Origin of the sequence: Francisella uliginis, assembly GCF_001895265.1 — a bacterium.
GTDB classification, from domain to species: Bacteria; Pseudomonadota; Gammaproteobacteria; order Francisellales; family Francisellaceae; genus Francisella; species Francisella uliginis.
Genome location: NZ_CP016796.1, coordinates 1,206,570 through 1,227,371, shown reverse-complemented (window position 1 = coordinate 1,227,371; position 20,802 = coordinate 1,206,570). Strand labels below are relative to the sequence as shown.

Sequence of the window (20,802 nt, the reverse complement as noted above, 5' to 3'; positions counted from 1 at the left end):
TATAAATACAGCTGAACGTTACAAGTTTTGCACTAGTTTTGGCATGTATCTTTTTGCTATGAAGGGAGATTTTATATACTTGTATTTATAAGCTTATATGTTATAATCGCTATCTGTAAAAATTATCGTGGGCAAATAGCCCTTAGTTTTTTAATAACTGATAAACTGGCATTTAAGTGAGGTGAGAGAGTATGCCAAGCGTTAGAGTTAAAGAAAGAGAACCTTTTGACGTTGCTCTTAGAAGATTTAAAAGATCTTGTGAGAAAGCTGGAATAGTATCTGAGTTACGCCGTAGAGAGTACTTTGAGAAGCCAACTTGGGCGCGCAAAAGAAAAAAAGCTGCAGCTGTTAAAAGAGCACATAAAAGCAATATGATGGCTAGAAGATAGTTTTTTATTTAAACCACCTCGAGAGCATAAAGCTCTCATCTTTCACTAGGAATTCTTTTTTAAAATGTCACAAATTTTTGATCAATTGACTCTTGATATGAAAGAGTCTATGAAAACTAAAGATAAAAATAGATTAACTACCATTCGTATGGCTATGTCTGCTATTAAACAAAAGCAGATTGATGAAAAAATAGACATTACAGATGAGATTGTCATAGCTGTTATTACAAAAATGATTAAACAGAGACAAGACTCTTATAATCAATATATCCAAGCAGACAGAGCTGAATTAGCAGAGGGCGAGAAAAAAGAAATTGAGGTATTAACTCAGTATATGCCTAAGCAACTTAGCGATGAAGAAGTAGTAGCTATAGTTCAGAAAGCTATTGAAGATGTAGGCGCAACATCTATGAAAGAGATGGGTAAGATTATGGCAAATGTGAAAAAAGAATTAGCTGGCAGAACAGATATGAGTAAAGTCAGTGCAATTGTAAAATCTAATCTAGTGTAACACTATAATTTTGACATCATATGGCAAAGAGAGTCTCAAATACTTTTATAAAAGAGCTTGTCGCCAGTGCTGATATAGTAGATGTCGTCTCAAGATATGTTAATTTAAAAAAATCAGGCAAAAATTATAAAGGATGCTGTCCATTTCATAATGAAAAAACTCCTTCATTTTTTGTAACTCCAAGTAAAAACTTTTTTCATTGCTTCGGTTGTCAAGAGTCTGGAGATGCTCTTACATTTGTTAAAAAAATTAATAACCTAGAATTTATTGAAGCTGTAAAAAATCTAGCTGAAATAGTTGGAAAACCAGTAGAGTATGAAAACTATTCTCAAGAAGATTTACAAAAAGAGCAGCTATATAATAAATGTATTAGTTTTTTAGAAATCGCACAAAAATACTATCGCTGGAATTTGGGAAATTCAGAAACAAAAGATAAAGCTATAAATTATCTTAAGAAGAGGGGAATAGATAGTAAATTAGCTAAGTTTTTTGGTATAGGATATTCATCTGAAGGGTGGAATAATATTACACAGATTGCCAGATCTGCCAAAGCAACAGAAGATGTTTTAATAGATACTGGTTTAGCAATAAAGAACGATAAAGGTAATGTTTACGATCGCTTTAGGGGTAGAATTATGTTCCCTATTCGCAATATTCAGGGTAATGTAATTGCTTATGGTGGTAGAGTTGTGGATGATAATGATGGTGTTAAATATATTAATTCACCAGAGACGTTAGTTTTTCAAAAAAATAATACGCTATATGGTTTATACGAGTATAGAGAACATAAAAAACAAAAGTCAGAACATTTAATTCAAAGTTTAGTTGTTGTTGAAGGATATATGGATGTGGTTGGTCTTGCCCAACATGGCTTTTATAACGCTGTTGCTACATTAGGAACTGCTTTTTCACAGAACCACGCTAAAATTCTATTCCGAGAAACAAACTCTGTAGTATTATGTTTTGATGGTGATTCTGCAGGACAGAAAGCCGCTCTTAGAACTATTAAAATAGTTTTGCCCATATTAGATGGAAATAAAAAATTGAAAATATTAACTTTACTTGATGGTAAAGATCCTGATGATTTTATCAAAGCTTATGGTTTAGCAAAATTTAATGAAGTTTTAGAGGGTGCTTTACCAGTTTCAGAATTTTTAATAAAGAATTTTGTTGATAATAAAGATCTCAGTAGAGCTGAATCTAAGGCTGAGGTTATAGAGAATTTAAAGAATTTTTTATCTGATGTAGAGGATAATATTTACTCAGAAAGTATCGTAGCAACTATTGCTGAAAAAATAGGGATAAAAACTGAGCAAATTAAAAAGTTATTAAAAATACGTAAACATAATGCTTATGAAGGTTTGCAGAATGTAAACACTAATGTTGTAAAACAAAAAAGACTTTCAAGAAATTTATCCTTGGAAGAAGAGTTGCTATCTGAATTATTTGTAAATATTTCAGATTTTCGTATACTGCAAAAAAAATCTGATTTTGAAATTTTCTCGGCAACAAAAAGGTTAGATTTTTTAATAAAAAGCTTGAAAATTCTAAAAGAAGACTCATCTAATGAAATTGAAGCTGTTATACTTATACAGTTACTGGCAGAGGACTATCCTGACTACAGAGAGTATTTTTTTGAATTATTGAGTTATGGTATAAAGAATACTAGAAAAAAATCTGATAGTGATAATTATCACCTTCAGATCTTAAAAGATATAAAAAGGATTGAGAACTATAGTGTAAAAGAACAACTTAAACACTTAGGCTCCTTACCTTTTAGAACAGAAGTCCAGGAAATGGAACGTAAATATTTGATTGCAAAATTAAGTAGCAAATAAAAAATAAAATTCTATTGGAGTATTAGATGACAAAAGAAGATTTACTCTCAGATCTTAAAGATTTAATAGTAGATGGTAAAGAAAGAGGCTATTTAACTAGAGCTGATATATTGGATGCTTTGCCAGGAGATGTTTCTGAAGATCCAAAAAAATATGAAGAAATAGAAGCAATACTTGTTGATGCAGGTATTGATGTTTATGATAGAACTCCTGAGATAGAAGAAGAAGACGAAAGAAAAGTTAGTGAAGCAAATCTTGATGATTTAAGAGGTAAGACTTCTGATCCTATACGCATGTATATGCGAGAAATGGGAATAGTTGACCTTTTAGATAAAAGAGGTGAAACAGATATTGCTATTAGAATAGAAGAGGGTACTACAGAGGTTTTTAGTACAATCTTAAGCTATCCAATAGTTATAAAAACGTATATTGAAAGATTTCGTGAATTAGAAGAAAAAGCTTTAGATTATATGTCTTCTCAAGATATAGAAGAAGAACCTACTGCTAAATATATTCGTTTCAACGAAATTATGTCAGGTTTTAGTGATGAGCAAACAGCTGAAGAGAAAGTTGCTGAAGATGATCACGATGAGAAAATAGATACACAAAGAGCTTATGAATTTTTTACTAATCTTGAAAAAATGTTCGAAGAGTATCAGGAAAAGCCTACAAAGAAACTTTATAATAAAATTGTTAAAGAGTTTGAATGTTTAAGGCTTTCAACCTCACATTTACAAAAGTTAGTAGATTATATTAGACTTCCATATGCTCGAGTAAAGGAATTTGAGAGAAAAATATTAAGATTATGTGTTGATAGAGCTAAGACTCCAAGAGTAGAATTCTTAAAAACTTATAAGATTGGTTCTACTGAATGGCTTGAGCCATTGACAAAGAAATATAGATTCACAGATAATATTATCCGTGAAATAAATAATCTTACTAAGCAAGTTAACCAGTTTCAAAGCTTAATGATGATGGATATTGCTGAGCTCAAGGACGTTAATATCAAAATCTCAAAAAGTGAAGCAAAAATTACTCAAGCTAAAAAAGAAATGATTGAGGCTAACTTAAGGCTAGTTGTTTCTGAAGCGAAAAAATATACAAATAGAGGTCTACATTTCTTAGATATTATTCAAGAAGGTAATATTGGTCTAATGAAAGCTGTAGATAAGTTTGATTATCGTAAGGGTTTTAAGTTTTCAACTTATGCAACTTGGTGGATTCGTCAGGCTATTACTCGTTCGATTGCAGATCAGGCTAGAACTATTCGTGTACCTGTTCATATGATTGAAACAATTAATAAGGTTAATAGAATTAAACGTCAAATCTTACAAGAAAAAGGTCGTGAAGCTACAGAAGAAGAGATTATCGAATATACTCCAAATATGACTAAAGATAAGCTTAAAAAGATTCTTAATATTTCACATACACCTATTTCTATGGAAAGTCCAATTGGTGATGATGAGGATTCTACTGTAGGTGACTTTATTGAAGATAAAAATAACTACTCTCCAATAGAAGCTGCGAACTTAGAAAACTTAAGAGAGGCGATTAAAGAGCTTATAGATACTGGCTTAACAGAAAGAGAAGCCAAAGTTTTAATGATGCGTTTTGGTATTGGTATGAATACAGATCATACATTAGAAGAAGTCGGTAAGCAGTTTAATGTGACAAGAGAGCGTATTAGACAGATTGAGGCAAAAGCTCTTAGAAAACTTAAGCACCCATCTAGATCAGCTTTCTTAAAAACTTTCTTATAATTTGATTCATCAGTCTTTAATAATATTCTAAATTTTATTATTTAATTGGAAAATATAGTCTTGTAAATATAGATTTACTCAAGGTTTTGTGTTAATTTAACGCAATTTTATTTCTATCTTAAATTCAAATGAAAAAAATATTATTTATGATTTTATTGATTTCTTGTATTTTAACTTTAAGTAGTTGTGTTTTGGCACCATATGCTGTTGAGCAAGAAGCTGAATATTCTGAAAATTTTGATTATTCTGTAGAGCAGGTTAGCTATGCAGTATTTAGTCTATTTAAAAATAATAAAAATATTACACTAACTAAAAGTATAGTTACTGATGATAGAGCTGTTATAGAAGGTAAAGTTAATTCTAGGAAGTATCAAGGAACTTTCAGTATTAATATTTATGAGATTACAAAAAATGCAGCGACATTAAAGATTAAGTACGATATCTTTGGCAATAAAGTAAGATCTAGAGAGTTATTATCAAAAGTTAAAAAAGAGCTACAACAAGAATATTCTTAATATTATTAAACTAGTTTAAGAAATTCTTCTAAATATTGTTTCTGAACTTTAGTTACGCTAGTTCTTTCAAAATCACTGATTTGACACATTTCTAAGCCACTATAACCACATGGATTTATATAGCTAAATGGAGTTAGATCCATATCTGTATTTATAGCAATACCATGGTAAGTTTTACCTTGTTTGACTCTAAGACCTAGTGATGCTATTTTTTTATTGTTTATATATATGCCATGAGCATTTTCTATAGTGTGAGCATCTAAATTATAGTATTTCTTTAGCATATTTAAGCAGGCTTCTTCAATTATAGAAACAAGTTTTTTTGCACCTAACTTATTTCTTTTTACGTCAAGTAAGAAATATATAACAGCCTGACCAGGACCATGATAAGTAACTTGACCGCCACGATCAGTTTCAACTATTGGGATGTTATGAAGGTTAATAATATGTTCAGGTCTACCATGTTTACCTTGAGTAAATACTGCTGGATGCTCAACAAGCCATACTTCATCATTTATATCATCAGTGCGGTTTGCAGTAAACTCGATCATATCTTTAAATACTTGGGTGTATTCTTGCAGGCCTAAATTTTTTTGTTGAATTTGCATAATAGTATTTATTACTTGATATTGATTAAACTTTATAGAACCATATGAACTTCTGGATGACCAGAAATTTCTTTATATATATTATCTAACTGTTCTTTACTATCCGCTGTGAAAATGGCAGTTATAGAGATGTATTTACCTGTTTTACTTTCTTTGGTGTTGAAATCTATTTCGTTATGATTAGGAACATATTTTTCAAATATATTTAAAATAAATTCAACAGTCTCTTTTTGTGGGTTTGCCATTATCTTTATAGGGAATTGGCAAGGAAACTCAAAAAAAGTTTCTTTATTTTTGTTATCAGACATTATTATCTATTCCTTAATTATTTTTTACCACCAGCCTTTTTGAGAAATATCATTTTGTGCTACTACCGGAACACTTGCTATTTTCTCTTTAGAATTGCCAACTGTTATAACAAGATTACCTACAGTTTGACCTTTAGTTATAGGTGCTTTAACTCCTGGGTTAAACTCAATACCTTGTTTAAGGTGTGGAATATAAGTTTTTGCAACAGTTTTATAAATATTCTGGTTAGATGAAACAGTTATTTTTTGTCCTGCACTTGCATTAGGAATATTGTTTGCACTAATTGTTACAGGAGAGTTTGCTTTGTAAAGTAGTACATTTTGATATTTTGTTAAGGCATATCTTAATAGTTTCGCTGATTCTGAATCTCTTTTAGCAGAACTGTTTGTGCCAAGAACTACAGAAATAAATCTTTCACCTTCTTGCTTAGCTGAAGAAACTAGACAGTAGCCTGCCGCACTTGTGTGTCCGGTTTTCATGCCGTCAGCACCATCAAATGTAAATAAAAGTTTGTTTCTATTGTTTTGAAGTACAAAGTTATCACGTTTAGGGAATAATTTAGTACATTTGTCTTTAGCAGAATCATCAAGGTCTTTTGCAGTATAGCTTTCGATAACTTCGCCATTTGAGCGATCAAATTTAGGTAAGCACTCTTTACGATCAGCAATACTTACAGAATCTTGTTGTGTAGCATTCCAAACTAGACCTTTTTGATCATAAACTTTATATGCTTCAGGGAAGTTGTATATATATGATCTTGCTAGTAGAGCCATGTCATGAGCTGTAGTATACTGATTACCACCAGGTAAACCATCTGGGTTTACAAAATGAGTATTGTTCATGCCAATAGCTTTAGCAGTTTGATTCATCAGATTAGTAAATGCTTCTGTAGTACCACCAATATATTCAGCAAGTGCGATAGTAGCGTCATTTCCAGATACTACATCCATACCTGTTACAAGGTTTCTCACAGAAACTCTAGCACCTGCTCTGACATACATTTTTGAACCGCCTGTACTAGCAGCTTTTTGACTGATTGGAACCATAGTATCCCAAGTCAGGTTTCCAGCTTTAATTTCACTAGCAACTATGTATGAAGTCATCATTTTTGTTAAGCTTGCAGGTGCTCGTCTAACATCCATATTTTTTTCACTTACGATATCGCCTGTACGATAATCCATGGCTACCCATGCTGCAGCATCTAATTGTATATTTACAGGTTTTACAATGATATCTTTTTGTTTGATGCCACTGCCACCATTAAAATAAGGATCAGAGCTTGCAGAGATATTAGGAGCTGCAATTGCTATGCTTGTGGTTAGTGTAGCTGTTAACAAAGCTATTTTCTTTAAATTCATATTATTTCCTCTTTAAAACTTATTAAAGCGTATATATTTTAATCAAATCTTTATTCGGCTATTTTAATATTTATATAATATAAATACAAAGGTTTTTATGTTAGACTCTCATATAGTGTATCAAGTGTCTATACTTTAGCAAAAATAAAGGAGAAATTACGATGCTAAAAAATATACCTTGTGGAAAAGATATTCCAAATGATTTTAATGTTGTTATTGAGATACCTCAAGATGGTGACCCAATTAAATATGAATTTTGTAAAGACAGCAATATGATTGTAGTTGATAGATTTATGTCATCTACAATGAGATATCCAGCTAACTATGGTTTTGTACCAAATACTTTATATGATGATGGTGACCCAATTGATGTATTGGTTATTGCTCCATATCCTCTACTTGCAGGGTGTGTTATAAACTGTAGAGCAGTTGGTGTCTTTAAAATGGAAGATGATGGTGGTGTTGATGCTAAAATTATCGCCGTACCAAACCATAAGCTAACTAAAGAATATGAACATATTAATGATATCCAAGATATTCCGGAGACATTAAAGCGTAAAATCGAGCACTTCTTTACACACTATAAAGACCTTGATTCTGGTAAGTGGGTTGAAGTTGATGGCTGGGATAATGCTGATTTTGCTAGAAGAGAGATCGAAAAGTCTGTTAAAAACTATAAATAAATCTATAACTATTTAAATTCTGTCTTTTGTTTTAATCTACAATTCTAAATCTAAATTATTCTTTTTAATATAAACATACGTATACAAACTAGTCTCTTTTGTTCTTTATTATTTTTGTCTTTTTCTTATTTATGATAGTATCTATGATTGAGAATAGATATTTTATGTAAGTTATTAAATGAAAATAAATAAATCAAAAAATATAAAATTGCTAATACTTGATGTTGATGGTGTATTAACTGATGGTAAGATAATTATCTCTAATGATGGTAATGAATATAAAAACTTTAATGTTAAAGATGGTCTAGGCTTGGTTCTGTTGCAAAAACTAGGTTTAAAAGTAGCTATAATAACGGGAAAAAGCTCTAGAATTGTTGCTGATAGGTTAGCAGGGCTAGGCTTAGCTTCTGAGGATATATTTCAAGGTCAAAAAAATAAACTTAAAGCATATGAAATATTAAAGCAAAGATATAGTCTTGAAGACAAAAATATTGCATATATAGGTGATGATCTACCAGATATAACTTTAATGAATAAAGTTGGTGTATCAGCAGCTCCAGCAGATTCTATTGATATCGTAAAAAATTACGCTGATTATGTTTGTCATCATAATGGTGGTGATGGGGCAGCTCGAGAGTTTTGTGAGTATTTAATAAAACAGTTAGGATTATATGATAAAGTTATTAAAGACTTTGTAGAGTTAGGTGGGGTAAAATAGAATATAATGAAATTTTTTACTAAATATTCCTTCTTTGCTAATACTATTTCTATTGCTGTAGTTGTTGTTTCAATAATGTACATAAGTTATAAGGCTCTTGAGGGAGGGATAAGCTCTGACTCAAAGGATAAAGATAAAAGTAGAGTTGAATTGACAGCTTATAATTTTCACTATAATGAATATGATAAAGATGGTGATTTGAAAACTAACTTTGTTTCAGGAAAGCTTGAACAATATACTAATCAAGATGTTAAAATGACAGATCTTATTGAAAAGAGCTATGATAAAAAGACTAGTAAAAAAACTTGGCAAGTCAAATCAAAATATGGATTTTCAAGTAAAGAAACTAATGAAGATCTAATACATTTATATGGCGGAGTTGATGCTATTATGTATTCAAAGAAAAAAACAGATAACAAAGAACAAGCTTCATCAAACGATAACAGATATTCACCAGATAAGATATATATAAAAACTCCAGAGATGTACTATAATACTGATTCTAAAGATTTTTATAATGATAATTTTGTTAAGATGTATGATCCTAAGACAGGTAACAACACAACTGGTGTTGGAGTCAAGGGTAATGCAGATTCGAAAATTATCAATCTTAATCAAGATGTAAGGAGCTACTATGCGTCAAGCTAAATTAATGCTAGTTGCTCTAGGCTTATGTTCTTTGTTTAATACTTCATTTGCGGTTAGTTCTAGTACTGAAACTAGAGAAGATAATGTGACAGCAAATGAAAAGGAAAATAACTCAGTTGATAATGTTCTAAAAGAATATGGTCCAATAACTATTTGTGCAGATAAAGCTGTATATGATGGTAATAAAAATAGATTGACTTATTATGATAATGTTTTTGTTATGCAGATTCACAATAAACACATTCTATGTCATAAGCCACGTATATTGAAGAAAGGTGTAGAATACTTTGAAAGAGATAAAAAGTACACCTTTGAGCAGTTACAAAAAAAATGGTATAAAGAAGCTAAAAAACTTTGTGCTAGTGAAAGAGAATGTAACTTCATTTCTGGACAAAGGCTTGTTATGCAATTAAGTAAAGATAAAAAGGTTAAAACATTAACGATGGAGTCAGAAGGGATGGATAGATCACAATTTTATACATTCCCAACTAACCCAACACCAAACTTTATTGAGAGTAAGAAAATTACCAGGGGACCTGTTACAGGGGTTGCTAAAAAAATTATATATAATTTAACAAATAAAAATTTAGAATTAGACAAAAAAGCAAAAGTTACACAAAATGATAATCAGTATCGCGGTGAGAAAATTATCTATGACATTAAACATGATTTAGTCTCTATTCCAGGCAGTAGAAATAGACGTTCGACAATTGTGTTAGAGGGTGTATCAAAACAAACTAAAGTTAAAACAGGTTTAATGCCAATTTCTGATTATCATAAAGATGCTAAAAAGCCTCATGTGGTTGGCTTAACTGGGTAGCTGGCTTGAGAAAAAAATTTTGGATTATAGGTTTAAAATGGAAAAATATACATTAGAAGCAAAAAGGTTAGGTAAAAAATATGGCTCGCGTTGGGTTGTAAATAACGTTTCTATGAAAGTATCAACAGGAGAAATCGTTGGATTATTAGGCCCTAATGGTGCTGGTAAAACAACTTCTTTCTATATGATTGTAGGACTAGTCGCAGCAACTCGTGGAAAAGTTCATATGGGCAAAGAAGATGTTACAAAAATGCCTATTCATCTAAGAGCTAGAAGAGGGCTTGGTTATTTACCACAAGAGGCATCTGTTTTTAGAAAATTAAGCGTTGAAGATAATATTGTAGCTATTTTAGAAACACGTAAGGATCTAAGTAGAGATCAAATTGATGAAAAGTTAAATGAACTTTTAGATGAGTTTAGTATTCAACACATTCGTAAGAGTCTAGGTATGGCACTTTCTGGTGGTGAAAGAAGAAGAGTTGAGATAGCTAGAGCCTTAGCTATGGACCCTAAATTTATTCTTCTTGATGAACCTTTTGCAGGGGTTGACCCGGTTTCTGTGATAGAAATTAAAGAAGTTGTGCGCCATCTAAAAGATCGTGGTATTGGCGTATTAATTACTGATCATAATGTACGTGAAACGCTTGATATTTGTGAACGTGCATATATTGTAAATGCTGGTAATATGTTAGCTACAGGTACCCCAGAAGAAGTATTGGCAGATGAAACAGTTAGAAAAGTATACTTAGGTGAGGACTTTAAACTATAGTGACTATGAATTTAGATATATCAAAATCAAAGGTAATTTGTGTTGGGCGAAATTATGTCGAACATATACAAGAACTAAATAATGAAATCCCTAAAAATCCTGTTATTTTTTTTAAACCAAACTCGAGTATTTCTAGGAAGTTAGAATTATCAGATAAAAGAGAAACACATTATGAATGTGAAATAGTTTTTAGTTTTGATAGTAAATCTAATATAAAAGCAGTTGGTGTGGGACTAGATCTAACAGATAGAAAACTACAATCAACTCTTAAAGCTAAAGGATTGCCATGGGAGCTTGCAAAGGCGTTTAATAATAGTGCTGTAATTAGTGATTTCGTTGAAATATCTCAAGATCAGATACCAAAACTAAGCTTTAAGGCATATAAAAATGATATGCTTATTCAATATGGTAACTATGAATTGATGATATATAAGCCAGATCAGATCATTGAGTTTTTGAAAGAAAATGAAATTTTAATATGTGAGAATGATTTACTAATGACAGGTACACCTAAGGGTGTTGGAGTAGTAACTGCAGGTGATAAGTTTAAAATAGAACTTTATTGTGAAGATAAGAGAATTTTAGAAACAAATTTTTAGGTGTAATAATAGTATGTGGGCAATAATAGGTAGTAGTGGTTTTGAATCTTTTGATGATTTTGAAATTGTGGAAGAGTTATCAAGAGAAACTCCTTTTGGATTATGTTCTAATGGCTTATTTAAAATAAAAGTTGAAGGTCGAGAGGTTTTATTTTTAAATAGAACTGGTTTAGAAGAAAGCATATTACCACACCAAATAAATTATAAAGCGAATATGTATGCTTTAAAAAAACATGGAGCAACCTCAATTATTGCTTTGTCTTCTGTTAGAAGTTTAAGAGATGAGCTAAAGCCAGGTGATATGGTTATTCCATATCAGTTTATTGATAGGACGAAGTCTTTGCGAGAATTTACATTTTGTGAGCAGGGACTTTTGAACTATGTATCTTTGTCAAAACCTATTACAGAAAGTATCGCTGAAGAGATAAGAGAAAAAAAACAAGAGTTTGATTTTGAAATTCATTTTAAGCAAAGCTATGTTTGTATAGAGGGTCCTCAATTTCCTACAATAATCGATGCCAAATGCTTCCAGAGCATGGGTGGAGGGGTTATTGGGATGACAGCTTTTCCAGAGTTTGCTTTAGCAAGAGAGGCGGGTCTTAATTATATAAGCTGTAATTTTATTGTCGATTATGTACCTTGGTCGTATGATGTCAGAAATTTATATAATGTTTTAGAAATAAGAGAAACCAATAATTTAAAAGCAGAAAGGCTACTTAAATGGCTAGTAAATAATCTACCATTTTATGCTGAAAATGATTGTCATGAGCTTGGTATTGCAAGATATTTATCTACGCCAATTGAATCTTTACCTCCAAGTAAAAAAGCCTGGTTAAAAGTTATTGCAAAAGATAACTCAAAACATGAAAAAGCTCGAGAAGCAGAAGTTCTTAAGAAAGTTCCTGATTTATATGGTGGTATCAAAACAATTCCACCAAAATTACAAGATCTTTTAACATTTATTGGTAAATATGATCGCGAAGGGAATAGGAAAGATCTTGAAGCAACAAGAAAAGCAGCAGCTTCACTGAGTTTATATAGTTATGCAAAAGAACCTATTGAAAAAGTTAAGGACATTGAAATATTCCATGAAGATGGACATAGTATTCCTGTTAGAGTTTATGACCCTAACACTCAAGAAAAGTTAAAAGCAATAGTCTTCTCTCATGGAGGTGGTTTTGTATCAGGAACTTTAGAGTCATTTGATGCTTTTTGTAGAAGGCTTGCTTTGACAACTAATCGTGTTGTTTTTGCTGTGGATTATAGACTTGCTCCAGAACATCAATTTCCAGCAGGATTAAATGATGTTGAGTGCGTTGCTGAACATGTCTTTAAGCACTCTAAGAAGATTGGTATATCTAGAAAAGAGTTTACTCTAATGGGTGATAGTGCAGGAGCTAATTTGACAATATTAGCAACACATAATCTTTTACAAAGTGATAAAGCAAAAGTCTCTAATAATATTATTCTATATCCATCAGTTGATTTGTCACATATGCCGACTAAGTCTTTAGATGATTTTGAAAGTGGTTATATTTTAACTAAAGCAAAAACAATGTGGTATTCTGAGTTATATGTGCCTGAAGGTGTCGATGAACGTTCTCCTGAGATTTCTCCATTTTACATAAAAAACTTAGAAAATATGCCACGTACCCTAGTTATGACAGCAGGATACGATCCTTTAAAAGATGAAGGATTATTATTTGCTGAAAGACTTCTTAGACATGATGTTGAGGTACAGCATTATCATTTTGATAGTTTGGTGCATGGTTTTATTAATTTTTCTAAACTTATTCCTAAAGAGATGGATGTTTTACATTCAAGAGTCGTTAAGTTTCTTGGGTAAAGACTTTTTTACTTTTATTTTGATTTTCTTAATTATGAATTCTAAGAGCTGTAAGAAGTGCCTATATTTTATAAATCAAAGAGATATAGTCAATCCGACTGTATTGTGTACATTTATGCGGTCATCCTGAACCTGATTCAGGATCTCTTTACTTTAACTAGGAGATTCCGGATCAAGTCCGGAATGACAGGTTTTATTTTACATGAGTCATTCGGATTAACTATATTATGATAAAAGAGCTTACTCTTCAGAATTAGAAGAAATTTTTTCATCCACTAACATTTGCTCTTTTTCATTTTGTACAGTCTCAGGATCTTCTAAAGAAATTTTACCAAAATGTCCAGCTCTAAAATCATGAACGATATTTTTAGCTGCTTGCTTGATATTAAAATTTGTTTTTATTCCAGAGATATCTTTAATTATATCTTGAGGATGTTTTTCAAGAAATTCTTTTTCATTTATAAAACTATAACGATTTAAGAAATTCTTAGTATTTTTTTCTTTAAGAAAGTTTAATAAATAACATGCTGTAGTTTCATAATCCATAGCGGTATCTCTAATAGAGCCAATACTTGCAATTCTAAAGCCACTAGTTTCACTTTTAGGGCTAGGAAACATAATTCCAGGAGTATCAAAAATCATAAAACTTTTATTAATATCAATACGTTGCTGAAGTTTTGTTACAGCCGGCTCATTACCAGTTTTTGCAACTTTTCTACCCGCTAGCTTATTTATCATTGTAGATTTACCAACATTAGGTAGCCCAAAGATAATAGCTCTAATTGGCTTTAGCACAGTACCTCTATTAGGGCATTTCTTTTGTGCCAGATCTATAATTCTTTTGACAATATTCTTATCCTGTAAGGTATTTACTGCGATAGCACTTCCATGATAGTAGTTAAGCCATTCTTTAGTAATTTTTGGATCGGCAAGATCATTCTTTGAAAGTATTTTTATAATTGGCTTATTGCCAACAATTTCTTCTAAAACATGATTACTACTAGAGTCAGGAATACGAGCATCAACTATTTCAATAGCAATATCAATAGAAGGCATTTTTTTGCGAAACTCTTTAGTAGCTTTATGCATATGCCCAGGAAACCAATGTAACATTGTAGATAAAAATAATAAATTTAGTTAATATAAAGCAAGATTTTACCTATAAGGGCTTTTATATGCAAAGCTATATTTTAAAAGATGCCAAAATTTACAGTGAAACTGGGTTTGAGAATAAAGATATAGTAGTAGAAAATAATGTTATTAAAGTAATAACTGATCAAGCAAAAGCAAAGGATTTTAACTTTCCTGTAATTGGTTTAAGCTCTGATGACTATGTTATACCTGGATTTATCGATATTCATATTCATGGTTCAAAAGGTGCTGATGTTATGGATGGAGATGTTGATGCTCTTGACGTGATTTCAAAATCTATTTATAAGCAAGGCGTCACAAGCTATCTTGCAACAACTATGACAGCCTCTAATGAGCAAATTTTAAAGTCAATGCAGTCTATTAAACTATATAATGAGCAATCTAACAATCACAGTGCTAAGATAGCTGGAGTTCATTTAGAAGGACCTTTTATATCTCCTGGAAAGATAGGTGCTCAAAATCCAAACTATCTTCAAGAAGCAGATGTTGACAAGTTAGCTAACTGGCATGCAGCCTGTAATAATTTGATAAAAAAGATAACTATAGCTCCAGAAATAAAAAATGCTGATAAGGTAATACAGTTTTGTAATCATAAAAATATAGTAAGTTCTATAGGTCATACTAACTGTACAATGGCACAGGCTCTTCAAGCAATAGAACGAGGGTGTAGTCATGCTACTCACTTGTTTAATGCTATGAGTCCGATTGAGCATCGTAATCCAGGTGCAGCTACTGCTTTATTAATGTCAAAGAGAGTTTTAGCTGAGTTGATTGTTGATGGTATACATCTACATCCGGATATGGTTAAATTTACTTATGAGATAAAAGGTTCAGACAATATTGCTCTTATCACAGATGCTATGTCAGCTCAAAATGCTGGGGAAGGCATGTTTGAACTTGGGGGACAAAAAGTAATAGTGAAAGATGGTCAGGCAAGACTAGAAAATGGCGTGCTTGCAGGAAGTGTTTTAAGTATGAATAAAGCTCTAGAAAATATTATGAAGTTTACAAACTGTAGCTTGCATGATGCTGTTAAGATGAGTAGCACAAATCAGGCAAAGTCATTAGGGTTGAGGAAAGGTCAAATTAAAGTTGGCTTTGATGCAGAATTCGTTGTTTTAGATAAGAATTATCAAGTTAAACAAGTTATTGGTTAAAGGATGAATTTTTTAGTACTAGATACATCAAGTAAGTATTGTTCAATTGCTTTATCAGTAGATGGTAAAGTTTACAATGATACAAGAGAAATACCTCGCCAACATAATAAATATCTTTTAGAAATGATTAAAGACGTTTTTGAAAAAGCCGATATTGATAAAAAATCATTAAATTTTATTGCTTATGGTATTGGTCCAGGTAGTTTTGTTGGGGTTAGGCTAGCAGCAGCTGTTTGCCAAGGTTTTGCAGTTGGATTAGATATTCCTGTTGTTGGTTTTTCAAGTATGTTTACTATTGCAAAAAGTACAAAAACCAATTCAGAAAATGTAGCAGTTATTTTAGATGCTAGAATGGGAGATTTTTATTTAGGCTTATATAATGTAGCCAATAATGAAATAGTTTCTGAGGGTGTTTATAAGCTAGATGAATATTCTAGGGATCTTTACTCAGAATATGACCTTATTGGTGATAGTATTTCTGAATTAGATATTCAGAATGATGATTTTCAGTTAGATGTTAGCAATGTTACTGAGTATGTTTCTAGTTTATACACTAAGCAAAAAACTCAACAAACCCTAACACAAGAAGTATTTCCTGTATATCTTAGAGGCACATCACATTGGAAAACTAAGGAGTAGTTATGTGTAGATGGATTATGTACCATGGTGATAAGATAAAAATGAGTGATCTTTTAGTAGATCCAGAAAATTCTCTAATGCATCAGAGTATACACTCCTCTCAAGGAGCATTTCCTGTTAATGGTGATGGCTTTGGGGTTGGCTGGTATACAAGCTTACATAAAGAGCCTGGAGTATATAGAGATCCACTACCTGCTTGGAATAATGAAAACTTAATATCCTTAGCAAAGCATATAAAGAGTAGAAACTTTATGGCTCATGTTAGAGCTAGTACTATCGCGCCTACTTCACGTCTAAATTGTCATCCTTTCAAATTTGGTAGACACATGTTTGTGCATAATGGTTCAATAGGAAGTTTTGATGATATTCGCCAAGAAGTTGAGCAGTTGATTAAACCACAGTATTTTAAATCTAGATTTGGTTCGACAGATTCAGAAGCATTATTTTTATTAGCTTTATCAAATGGATTAGAAAATGATCCTAAAAAAGCTATAGTTGAATCTATAGATCAAATTCAGAAAATTCAGGCAAAGAATGGTTTAGAAGAAAAAGTAAAAGCAAGCATTGCATATTCAAATGGAGAAGCTTCTTGTTCGCTAAAAATTTCTACCATTGGAGATAAGCCATCGTTATACTATATAAGCTATAACGATATTATAGATACTCTTGATATAAAGAAAAAGGGTAAGAAAAAGAATGGTTTTGTGGTATTATCAGAGCCTTTAGTAGATTCTGATTTATATACCTATGTAGATAATTACACATGTATTGAAATTAAAGAAAATAAATTTAAAGTAGAAAAGTTATAAGGAACAAAAATGGCATCGCTAAATACTAAGATTCAGAATGTTTCAACTTCACCAACTAATGCAATGGCAGCGTTAGCAAAGCAAATCAAAGATGATGGTAATGATGTAGTATCACTTGCTATTGGAGAGCCTGGTTTTAATACGCCAGATGTTGTTAAACAAGCAGGCATTGAAGCTATTAATAAAAATATTACAAAATATACTAATGTTGATGGTTTAAAAGAATTAAGAGAAGCAATCGTCGCTCGTTACAAGAGAGAATACGACATTGATTTTGCTGCTGACCAAGTATGTGTAACATCAGGGGCTAAACATAGTTTGCATAATATTTTCAATTGTATTTTAGAAGAGGGTGATGAAGCTATATTTTTTGCACCATACTGGGTGTCTTATCCTGATATGATTGCTTTAACAGGTGCCAAACCCGTAGTTGTTGAGACTAAATTTGAAAATAACTTTGAAATAGATGTAGCTGATCTTGAGAAGCATATTACAGATAAGACTAAAGCTGTAATAATTAACTCACCAAATAACCCAACTGGTTTAATTTACTCAAAAAAATGTATTGAAGATCTTGCTAATCTTCTAAGAAAATATCCAAACATTTGGATTATCGGTGATGATATATATGATCAATTATTTTTTAAAGACAGAATTACATTGATAACAGAAGTTGCTCCAGATTTAGCGGATAGATATGTGATTGCTAGTGGAGTATCAAAGAACTTTGCTATGACAGGTTGGAGAGTAGGCTTTACGATCGCTCCTAAGCTGCTAAATGATGCTATGAAAAAATTTCAATCACAATCTGCTACTTGTGCTTGTTCAGTGTCTCAATATGCTGCCATTACAGCATTAAATATGCCGGCTGAAGATCTACTTTATTTTGCTGAATCATATCAAGAAAAAGAACAATTTGTTACAAAATGCTTAAAAAACATGCCTCATATAGATGTTAAAAGTGCTGATGGTACTTTTTATTTATTCCCTGATTTGCGCAAGTTGATTGAACAGACAAACTTTAAAGATGATGCTGAGCTTTGTAGTGCATTATTAAAAGAAGAATATGTAGCAATGATGCCGGGAGTTGCCTTTGGTTTAACTGGTTTTGCTAGAATTAGCTGTGCAAATGAAATGTCTGAACTAGAAAAGGCTATGGATAGACTAGCCAAATTTGTTGCTAGACACGTTTCTAAGTAATTTTAATCATATAATTCTATAATCTATCCTGTAAATAGTTTCGACACATTAAGTAATTGCTGTTAAAATCATATTATTACTGCTCTGTAGAGTTTTTATATGAAAAAATGTGGTTATATCTCAATAATTGGTAGACCTAATGTAGGCAAATCTACTTTATTAAACAATATCCTTAAATATAAAGTTAGTATTACGTCACGGAAACCCCAAACTACTAGACATCAGATTACAGGTGTGAAGACTCTTGGAGATACTCAGTTTATATATGTAGATACGCCAGGTATCCATACTAAAGAACCCAAAGCTATTAATAAATTTATGAATAAAGCAGCAACGACAATGGTCAAAGATGTTGATGTGATTTTATTTGTAGTTGAGATGGGTAAGTGGACAGAGCTTGAAGATAATATCGTTGAGAAGTTGAAGTATTCAGAGATACCTATATTCTTAGTTGTTAATAAGGTTGATAAGAAGAAATCTCTTGAAGCCTCAATGTTTATTGAGTCAATCAAAGAAAAATTAAGCTTTTATGATGTGATTTATGTTTCAGCTAAACAGGGTCATAATGTTAATGAGCTAGAGTCAAGAATTGAAAGGCTACTACCTGAGTCAGAATATTTCTTTTATGAGGATGATCAAGTAACAGATCGAAGCATCAAGTTTTTAGTCTCAGAGATTATTCGTGAAAAAATTATGCGTACTATAGGTAATGAAGTACCATACCAAATAGCTGTTGAGATTGATAGTTATAAAGTTGATCAAGAGAAAAACATAGTTGATATATATGCAAGTATTTTGGTTGAGAGAGATAGTCAAAAAGGTATTGTTATCGGAGCCAAAGGAGTTAAACTTAAAAAAATTGGTACAGATTCACGTATAGATATTGAACGTTTAGTTGATATGAAAGTAAATCTTAAAACTCATGTTAAAGTTAAAAGTGGTTGGTCTGATGATGATAGAGCACTTAAGTCTCTTGGCTATGATCTAATGTAAGAAATATGCAAAAACTTGCTATTAATAAATCACGTAAATATCGTACTATACTTTATGGCTGTCTGATATTTTTGACTAGTTGTATTGTTATAATTTATTTTAATGATAGTAATATTAAATATTTGGGATTTCTACTGATCTTAGCATCAATATATTTTGAATTTAAAAATAATAGGCAATTTATGAGTGCTATAGTTCTACCAGAAGCTGATGATAATTGTCTAAAAATTGTTATTGATGGTGAATTAAGTGATTTTTGGCTAGTTAAAAAACATATAGTAATAAATGGCTGGATCTATTTATATGTGATTCAGCAAGGCTCTAATAAAAAGCTAAAATTATGGCTACATAAGTCAAATTTCGATAAACAAAATGCTATTAGAGACTTAGCAAGATATCTCTTATTCGCTCAAAATAATTAATCTTTATTATTGTATTGTGTATACTAAAAATATTAAGTATTTTAAGATAATATGAGTTTAAAATGAGTTCCTTGGAAAATGCTTTAAAGAAAAACCAATGGTTTCATAGTATTGAGTTTGATTATAACAAAATAAGTAAAGGAAGGTTTGATGAAAATAGACCTACAAATTATACATTGTATGGCGTTTTATATTTAATAAACCAAATAGATATTTCGAATAAAAGCTGTCTTGACATGGGAACCATGGATGGCCTCATAGCCTTTAGTTTAGCGGAAAAAGGCGCTAATGTCATAGCAACTGATTTAGCTTTTAGAGAAAATTTTTTATTAGGTAAGGAATTTTTAAATTATCAAATTGAATATTTGCCTGATTGTTCAGATGACCAGCTATCAAAAAGATTAGATAAAAAGCTTGATTTAATTGTTTGTGCTGGAATCTTATATCATGTATTAGAGCCAATGAGGCTTTTATATAATTTAAGAGTTAACTTAAAAAAAGAAGGACTTCTTATTTTAGAAACTCAATATATGTGGAGGAAAAACTATCCCTATATGGAATTTTCTCCTGCTGATAATAAAAATGGAAGTATACATGCAAATACTTTTTTTAGACCTTCTTTGTCTAGTTTAATAGCAATGATGGAGATAGTTGGATTCCAAGTAATATCTACTATAAGTGTTAATTCAAGGCTCACTGTATTAGCAAAAGCTGTTAAACCATCTGAGCTCGTCAGCACAAATAAAATGACGATGAATATTTGCAAAAATTATAAAAATTATAAAAATTACAGAGATTTTATTGATTATTCATATTTAGAGCAGGACTTAGATTGTTCAGATATTAGATATAGTCAAAAGGTTATAGGAGATTATTGGATATACTCATCAAAATTTACAATTGAAAATTCTTTACAGCCAAAATATAAACCCAAAAAGAGATTCCTAATTAAACAGTTTTTAATAGATTTTAAATATAAATTTTTTTTAATGTTAGCTAGAAAAAAGTATATTCGAAATATCGCATTGAAATAGTATTAAATAATTAATCTTTATTATG

General features: G+C 31.2%; 23 protein-coding genes. 19 read left to right on the top strand and 4 right to left on the bottom strand.

The features are described from left to right. The first annotated feature begins 191 nt into the window (after positions 1-191). The 5 genes from rpsU (at position 192) to F7310_RS05720 (ending at position 5,013) form a co-directional block, all read left to right on the top strand. A complete protein-coding gene (gene rpsU / locus F7310_RS05740; protein ID WP_072712428.1) occupies positions 192-389 on the top strand; it encodes a 30S ribosomal protein S21 in 198 nt (65 codons plus the stop codon). A gap of 64 nt (positions 390-453) precedes the next feature. Next, positions 454-900 carry a GatB/YqeY domain-containing protein gene (locus F7310_RS05735; protein WP_072712426.1) on the top strand — a complete coding sequence of 149 codons (447 nt, stop codon included), beginning with the start codon at positions 454-456 and terminating at the stop codon, positions 898-900. 20 nt (positions 901-920) lie between these two features. After that, complete coding sequence (gene dnaG, locus F7310_RS05730; RefSeq protein ID WP_072712425.1) at positions 921-2,738, top strand: DNA primase; 1,818 nt, start codon at positions 921-923, stop codon at positions 2,736-2,738. Between the two features lie 26 nt (positions 2,739-2,764). Next, positions 2,765-4,498, top strand: a complete 1,734-nt coding sequence (gene rpoD / locus F7310_RS05725; RefSeq protein WP_072712423.1) for an RNA polymerase sigma factor RpoD — start codon at positions 2,765-2,767, stop codon at positions 4,496-4,498. A 146-nt stretch (positions 4,499-4,644) separates the two neighbouring features. Next, on the top strand, positions 4,645-5,013 hold the full coding sequence (locus tag F7310_RS05720) for a DUF3568 family protein (protein ID WP_158513250.1): 369 nt from the start codon (positions 4,645-4,647) through the stop codon (positions 5,011-5,013). Between the two features lie 5 nt (positions 5,014-5,018). On the opposite strand, the gene lipB is transcribed toward F7310_RS05720, so the two are convergent. Genes lipB through F7310_RS05705 form a run of 3 tightly spaced genes read right to left on the bottom strand, consistent with a single transcriptional unit; the run spans position 5,019 to position 7,288 of the window. Further along, complete coding sequence (gene lipB / locus F7310_RS05715) at positions 5,019-5,624, bottom strand: lipoyl(octanoyl) transferase LipB (RefSeq protein WP_145951733.1); 606 nt, start codon at positions 5,622-5,624, stop codon at positions 5,019-5,021. 29 nt (positions 5,625-5,653) lie between these two features. Continuing rightward, positions 5,654-5,929, bottom strand: coding sequence for an HP0495 family protein (locus F7310_RS05710; RefSeq protein ID WP_072712418.1), 276 nt, complete (start codon positions 5,927-5,929; stop codon positions 5,654-5,656). A 24-nt stretch (positions 5,930-5,953) separates the two neighbouring features. Further along, positions 5,954-7,288: a D-alanyl-D-alanine carboxypeptidase family protein gene (locus F7310_RS05705; RefSeq protein ID WP_072712416.1), complete on the bottom strand. Its 1,335-nt coding sequence runs from the start codon at positions 7,286-7,288 to the stop codon at positions 5,954-5,956. Positions 7,289-7,449: 161 nt separating this feature from the next. On the opposite strand from F7310_RS05705, the gene ppa reads away from it, so the two are divergent. From ppa to F7310_RS05670, 7 genes are all read left to right on the top strand, one after another. Then, positions 7,450-7,971 (top strand): inorganic diphosphatase, encoded by a 522-nt coding sequence (gene ppa / locus F7310_RS05700; RefSeq protein ID WP_072712414.1) that lies wholly within the window; start codon positions 7,450-7,452, stop codon positions 7,969-7,971. Between the two features lie 178 nt (positions 7,972-8,149). Beyond that, a complete protein-coding gene (locus tag F7310_RS05695) occupies positions 8,150-8,689 on the top strand; it encodes a KdsC family phosphatase (protein ID WP_072712412.1) in 540 nt (179 codons plus the stop codon). 6 nt (positions 8,690-8,695) lie between these two features. Then, positions 8,696-9,337, top strand: a complete 642-nt coding sequence (lptC, locus tag F7310_RS05690; RefSeq protein ID WP_072712411.1) for an LPS export ABC transporter periplasmic protein LptC — start codon at positions 8,696-8,698, stop codon at positions 9,335-9,337. Beyond that, complete coding sequence (locus tag F7310_RS05685) at positions 9,324-10,157, top strand: LptA/OstA family protein (RefSeq protein WP_072712409.1); 834 nt, start codon at positions 9,324-9,326, stop codon at positions 10,155-10,157. The genes lptC and F7310_RS05685 overlap by 14 nt, the downstream gene beginning before the upstream one ends. A 37-nt stretch (positions 10,158-10,194) precedes the next feature. Next, positions 10,195-10,926, top strand: coding sequence for an LPS export ABC transporter ATP-binding protein (lptB, locus tag F7310_RS05680; RefSeq protein WP_072712407.1), 732 nt, complete (start codon positions 10,195-10,197; stop codon positions 10,924-10,926). A gap of 5 nt (positions 10,927-10,931) precedes the next feature. Then, the gene (locus F7310_RS05675) at positions 10,932-11,525 is read left to right on the top strand and encodes a fumarylacetoacetate hydrolase family protein (protein WP_072712406.1); all 594 of its coding nucleotides are present in this window, start codon (positions 10,932-10,934) and stop codon (positions 11,523-11,525) included. Positions 11,526-11,538: 13 nt separating this feature from the next. After that, positions 11,539-13,371: an alpha/beta hydrolase fold domain-containing protein gene (locus tag F7310_RS05670; protein WP_072712404.1), complete on the top strand. Its 1,833-nt coding sequence runs from the start codon at positions 11,539-11,541 to the stop codon at positions 13,369-13,371. Between the two features lie 240 nt (positions 13,372-13,611). On the opposite strand, the gene ylqF is transcribed toward F7310_RS05670, so the two are convergent. After that, positions 13,612-14,484 carry a ribosome biogenesis GTPase YlqF gene (ylqF, locus tag F7310_RS05665; RefSeq protein ID WP_072712402.1) on the bottom strand — a complete coding sequence of 291 codons (873 nt, stop codon included), beginning with the start codon at positions 14,482-14,484 and terminating at the stop codon, positions 13,612-13,614. 62 nt (positions 14,485-14,546) lie between these two features. Here ylqF and nagA point away from each other — a divergent pair, with 62 nt between their 5' ends. The 7 genes from nagA (at position 14,547) to F7310_RS05630 (ending at position 20,777) form a co-directional block, all read left to right on the top strand. Beyond that, the gene (gene nagA / locus F7310_RS05660; protein WP_072712401.1) at positions 14,547-15,680 is read left to right on the top strand and encodes an N-acetylglucosamine-6-phosphate deacetylase; all 1,134 of its coding nucleotides are present in this window, start codon (positions 14,547-14,549) and stop codon (positions 15,678-15,680) included. A gap of 3 nt (positions 15,681-15,683) precedes the next feature. Further along, positions 15,684-16,319 (top strand): tRNA (adenosine(37)-N6)-threonylcarbamoyltransferase complex dimerization subunit type 1 TsaB, encoded by a 636-nt coding sequence (gene tsaB / locus F7310_RS05655; protein WP_072712399.1) that lies wholly within the window; start codon positions 15,684-15,686, stop codon positions 16,317-16,319. Between the two features lie 2 nt (positions 16,320-16,321). Beyond that, positions 16,322-17,128 (top strand): class II glutamine amidotransferase, encoded by an 807-nt coding sequence (locus F7310_RS05650; protein ID WP_072712398.1) that lies wholly within the window; start codon positions 16,322-16,324, stop codon positions 17,126-17,128. Positions 17,129-17,137: 9 nt separating this feature from the next. Continuing rightward, entirely contained in the window at positions 17,138-18,328 is a 1,191-nt protein-coding gene (locus tag F7310_RS05645) for a pyridoxal phosphate-dependent aminotransferase (RefSeq protein ID WP_072712397.1), read from the top strand. 99 nt (positions 18,329-18,427) lie between these two features. Then, on the top strand, positions 18,428-19,321 hold the full coding sequence (era, locus tag F7310_RS05640) for a GTPase Era (RefSeq protein WP_072712396.1): 894 nt from the start codon (positions 18,428-18,430) through the stop codon (positions 19,319-19,321). Positions 19,322-19,326: 5 nt separating this feature from the next. Beyond that, positions 19,327-19,743: a hypothetical protein gene (locus F7310_RS05635; protein WP_072712395.1), complete on the top strand. Its 417-nt coding sequence runs from the start codon at positions 19,327-19,329 to the stop codon at positions 19,741-19,743. Between the two features lie 62 nt (positions 19,744-19,805). After that, on the top strand, positions 19,806-20,777 hold the full coding sequence (locus F7310_RS05630) for a class I SAM-dependent methyltransferase (RefSeq protein WP_072712394.1): 972 nt from the start codon (positions 19,806-19,808) through the stop codon (positions 20,775-20,777). The last annotated feature ends 25 nt before the right edge of the window (positions 20,778-20,802 follow it).

Excerpts from the sequence above, each read along its gene's own strand:
- F7310_RS05710 (WP_072712418.1), bottom strand. The coding sequence starts at position 5,929 with ATGTCTGATAACAAAAATAAAGAAACTTTTTTTGAGTTTCCTTGCCAA.
- F7310_RS05645 (WP_072712397.1), top strand. The coding sequence starts at position 17,138 with ATGGCATCGCTAAATACTAAGATTCAGAATGTTTCAACTTCACCAACT.
- F7310_RS05670 (WP_072712404.1), top strand. The coding sequence starts at position 11,539 with ATGTGGGCAATAATAGGTAGTAGTGGTTTTGAATCTTTTGATGATTTT.
- F7310_RS05685 (WP_072712409.1), top strand. The coding sequence starts at position 9,324 with ATGCGTCAAGCTAAATTAATGCTAGTTGCTCTAGGCTTATGTTCTTTG.
- F7310_RS05705 (WP_072712416.1), bottom strand. The coding sequence starts at position 7,288 with ATGAATTTAAAGAAAATAGCTTTGTTAACAGCTACACTAACCACAAGC.
- era (WP_072712396.1), top strand. The coding sequence starts at position 18,428 with ATGAAAAAATGTGGTTATATCTCAATAATTGGTAGACCTAATGTAGGC.
- F7310_RS05650 (WP_072712398.1), top strand. The coding sequence starts at position 16,322 with ATGTGTAGATGGATTATGTACCATGGTGATAAGATAAAAATGAGTGAT.
- rpsU (WP_072712428.1), top strand. The coding sequence starts at position 192 with ATGCCAAGCGTTAGAGTTAAAGAAAGAGAACCTTTTGACGTTGCTCTT.
- rpoD (WP_072712423.1), top strand. The coding sequence starts at position 2,765 with ATGACAAAAGAAGATTTACTCTCAGATCTTAAAGATTTAATAGTAGAT.
- F7310_RS05635 (WP_072712395.1), top strand. The coding sequence starts at position 19,327 with ATGCAAAAACTTGCTATTAATAAATCACGTAAATATCGTACTATACTT.
- F7310_RS05735 (WP_072712426.1), top strand. The coding sequence starts at position 454 with ATGTCACAAATTTTTGATCAATTGACTCTTGATATGAAAGAGTCTATG.
- lptC (WP_072712411.1), top strand. The coding sequence starts at position 8,696 with ATGAAATTTTTTACTAAATATTCCTTCTTTGCTAATACTATTTCTATT.
- tsaB (WP_072712399.1), top strand. The coding sequence starts at position 15,684 with ATGAATTTTTTAGTACTAGATACATCAAGTAAGTATTGTTCAATTGCT.
- ylqF (WP_072712402.1), bottom strand. The coding sequence starts at position 14,484 with ATGTTACATTGGTTTCCTGGGCATATGCATAAAGCTACTAAAGAGTTT.
- F7310_RS05720 (WP_158513250.1), top strand. The coding sequence starts at position 4,645 with ATGATTTTATTGATTTCTTGTATTTTAACTTTAAGTAGTTGTGTTTTG.
- lptB (WP_072712407.1), top strand. The coding sequence starts at position 10,195 with ATGGAAAAATATACATTAGAAGCAAAAAGGTTAGGTAAAAAATATGGC.
- nagA (WP_072712401.1), top strand. The coding sequence starts at position 14,547 with ATGCAAAGCTATATTTTAAAAGATGCCAAAATTTACAGTGAAACTGGG.
- dnaG (WP_072712425.1), top strand. The coding sequence starts at position 921 with ATGGCAAAGAGAGTCTCAAATACTTTTATAAAAGAGCTTGTCGCCAGT.
- ppa (WP_072712414.1), top strand. The coding sequence starts at position 7,450 with ATGCTAAAAAATATACCTTGTGGAAAAGATATTCCAAATGATTTTAAT.
- F7310_RS05695 (WP_072712412.1), top strand. The coding sequence starts at position 8,150 with ATGAAAATAAATAAATCAAAAAATATAAAATTGCTAATACTTGATGTT.
- F7310_RS05630 (WP_072712394.1), top strand. The coding sequence starts at position 19,806 with ATGAGTTCCTTGGAAAATGCTTTAAAGAAAAACCAATGGTTTCATAGT.
- F7310_RS05675 (WP_072712406.1), top strand. The coding sequence starts at position 10,932 with ATGAATTTAGATATATCAAAATCAAAGGTAATTTGTGTTGGGCGAAAT.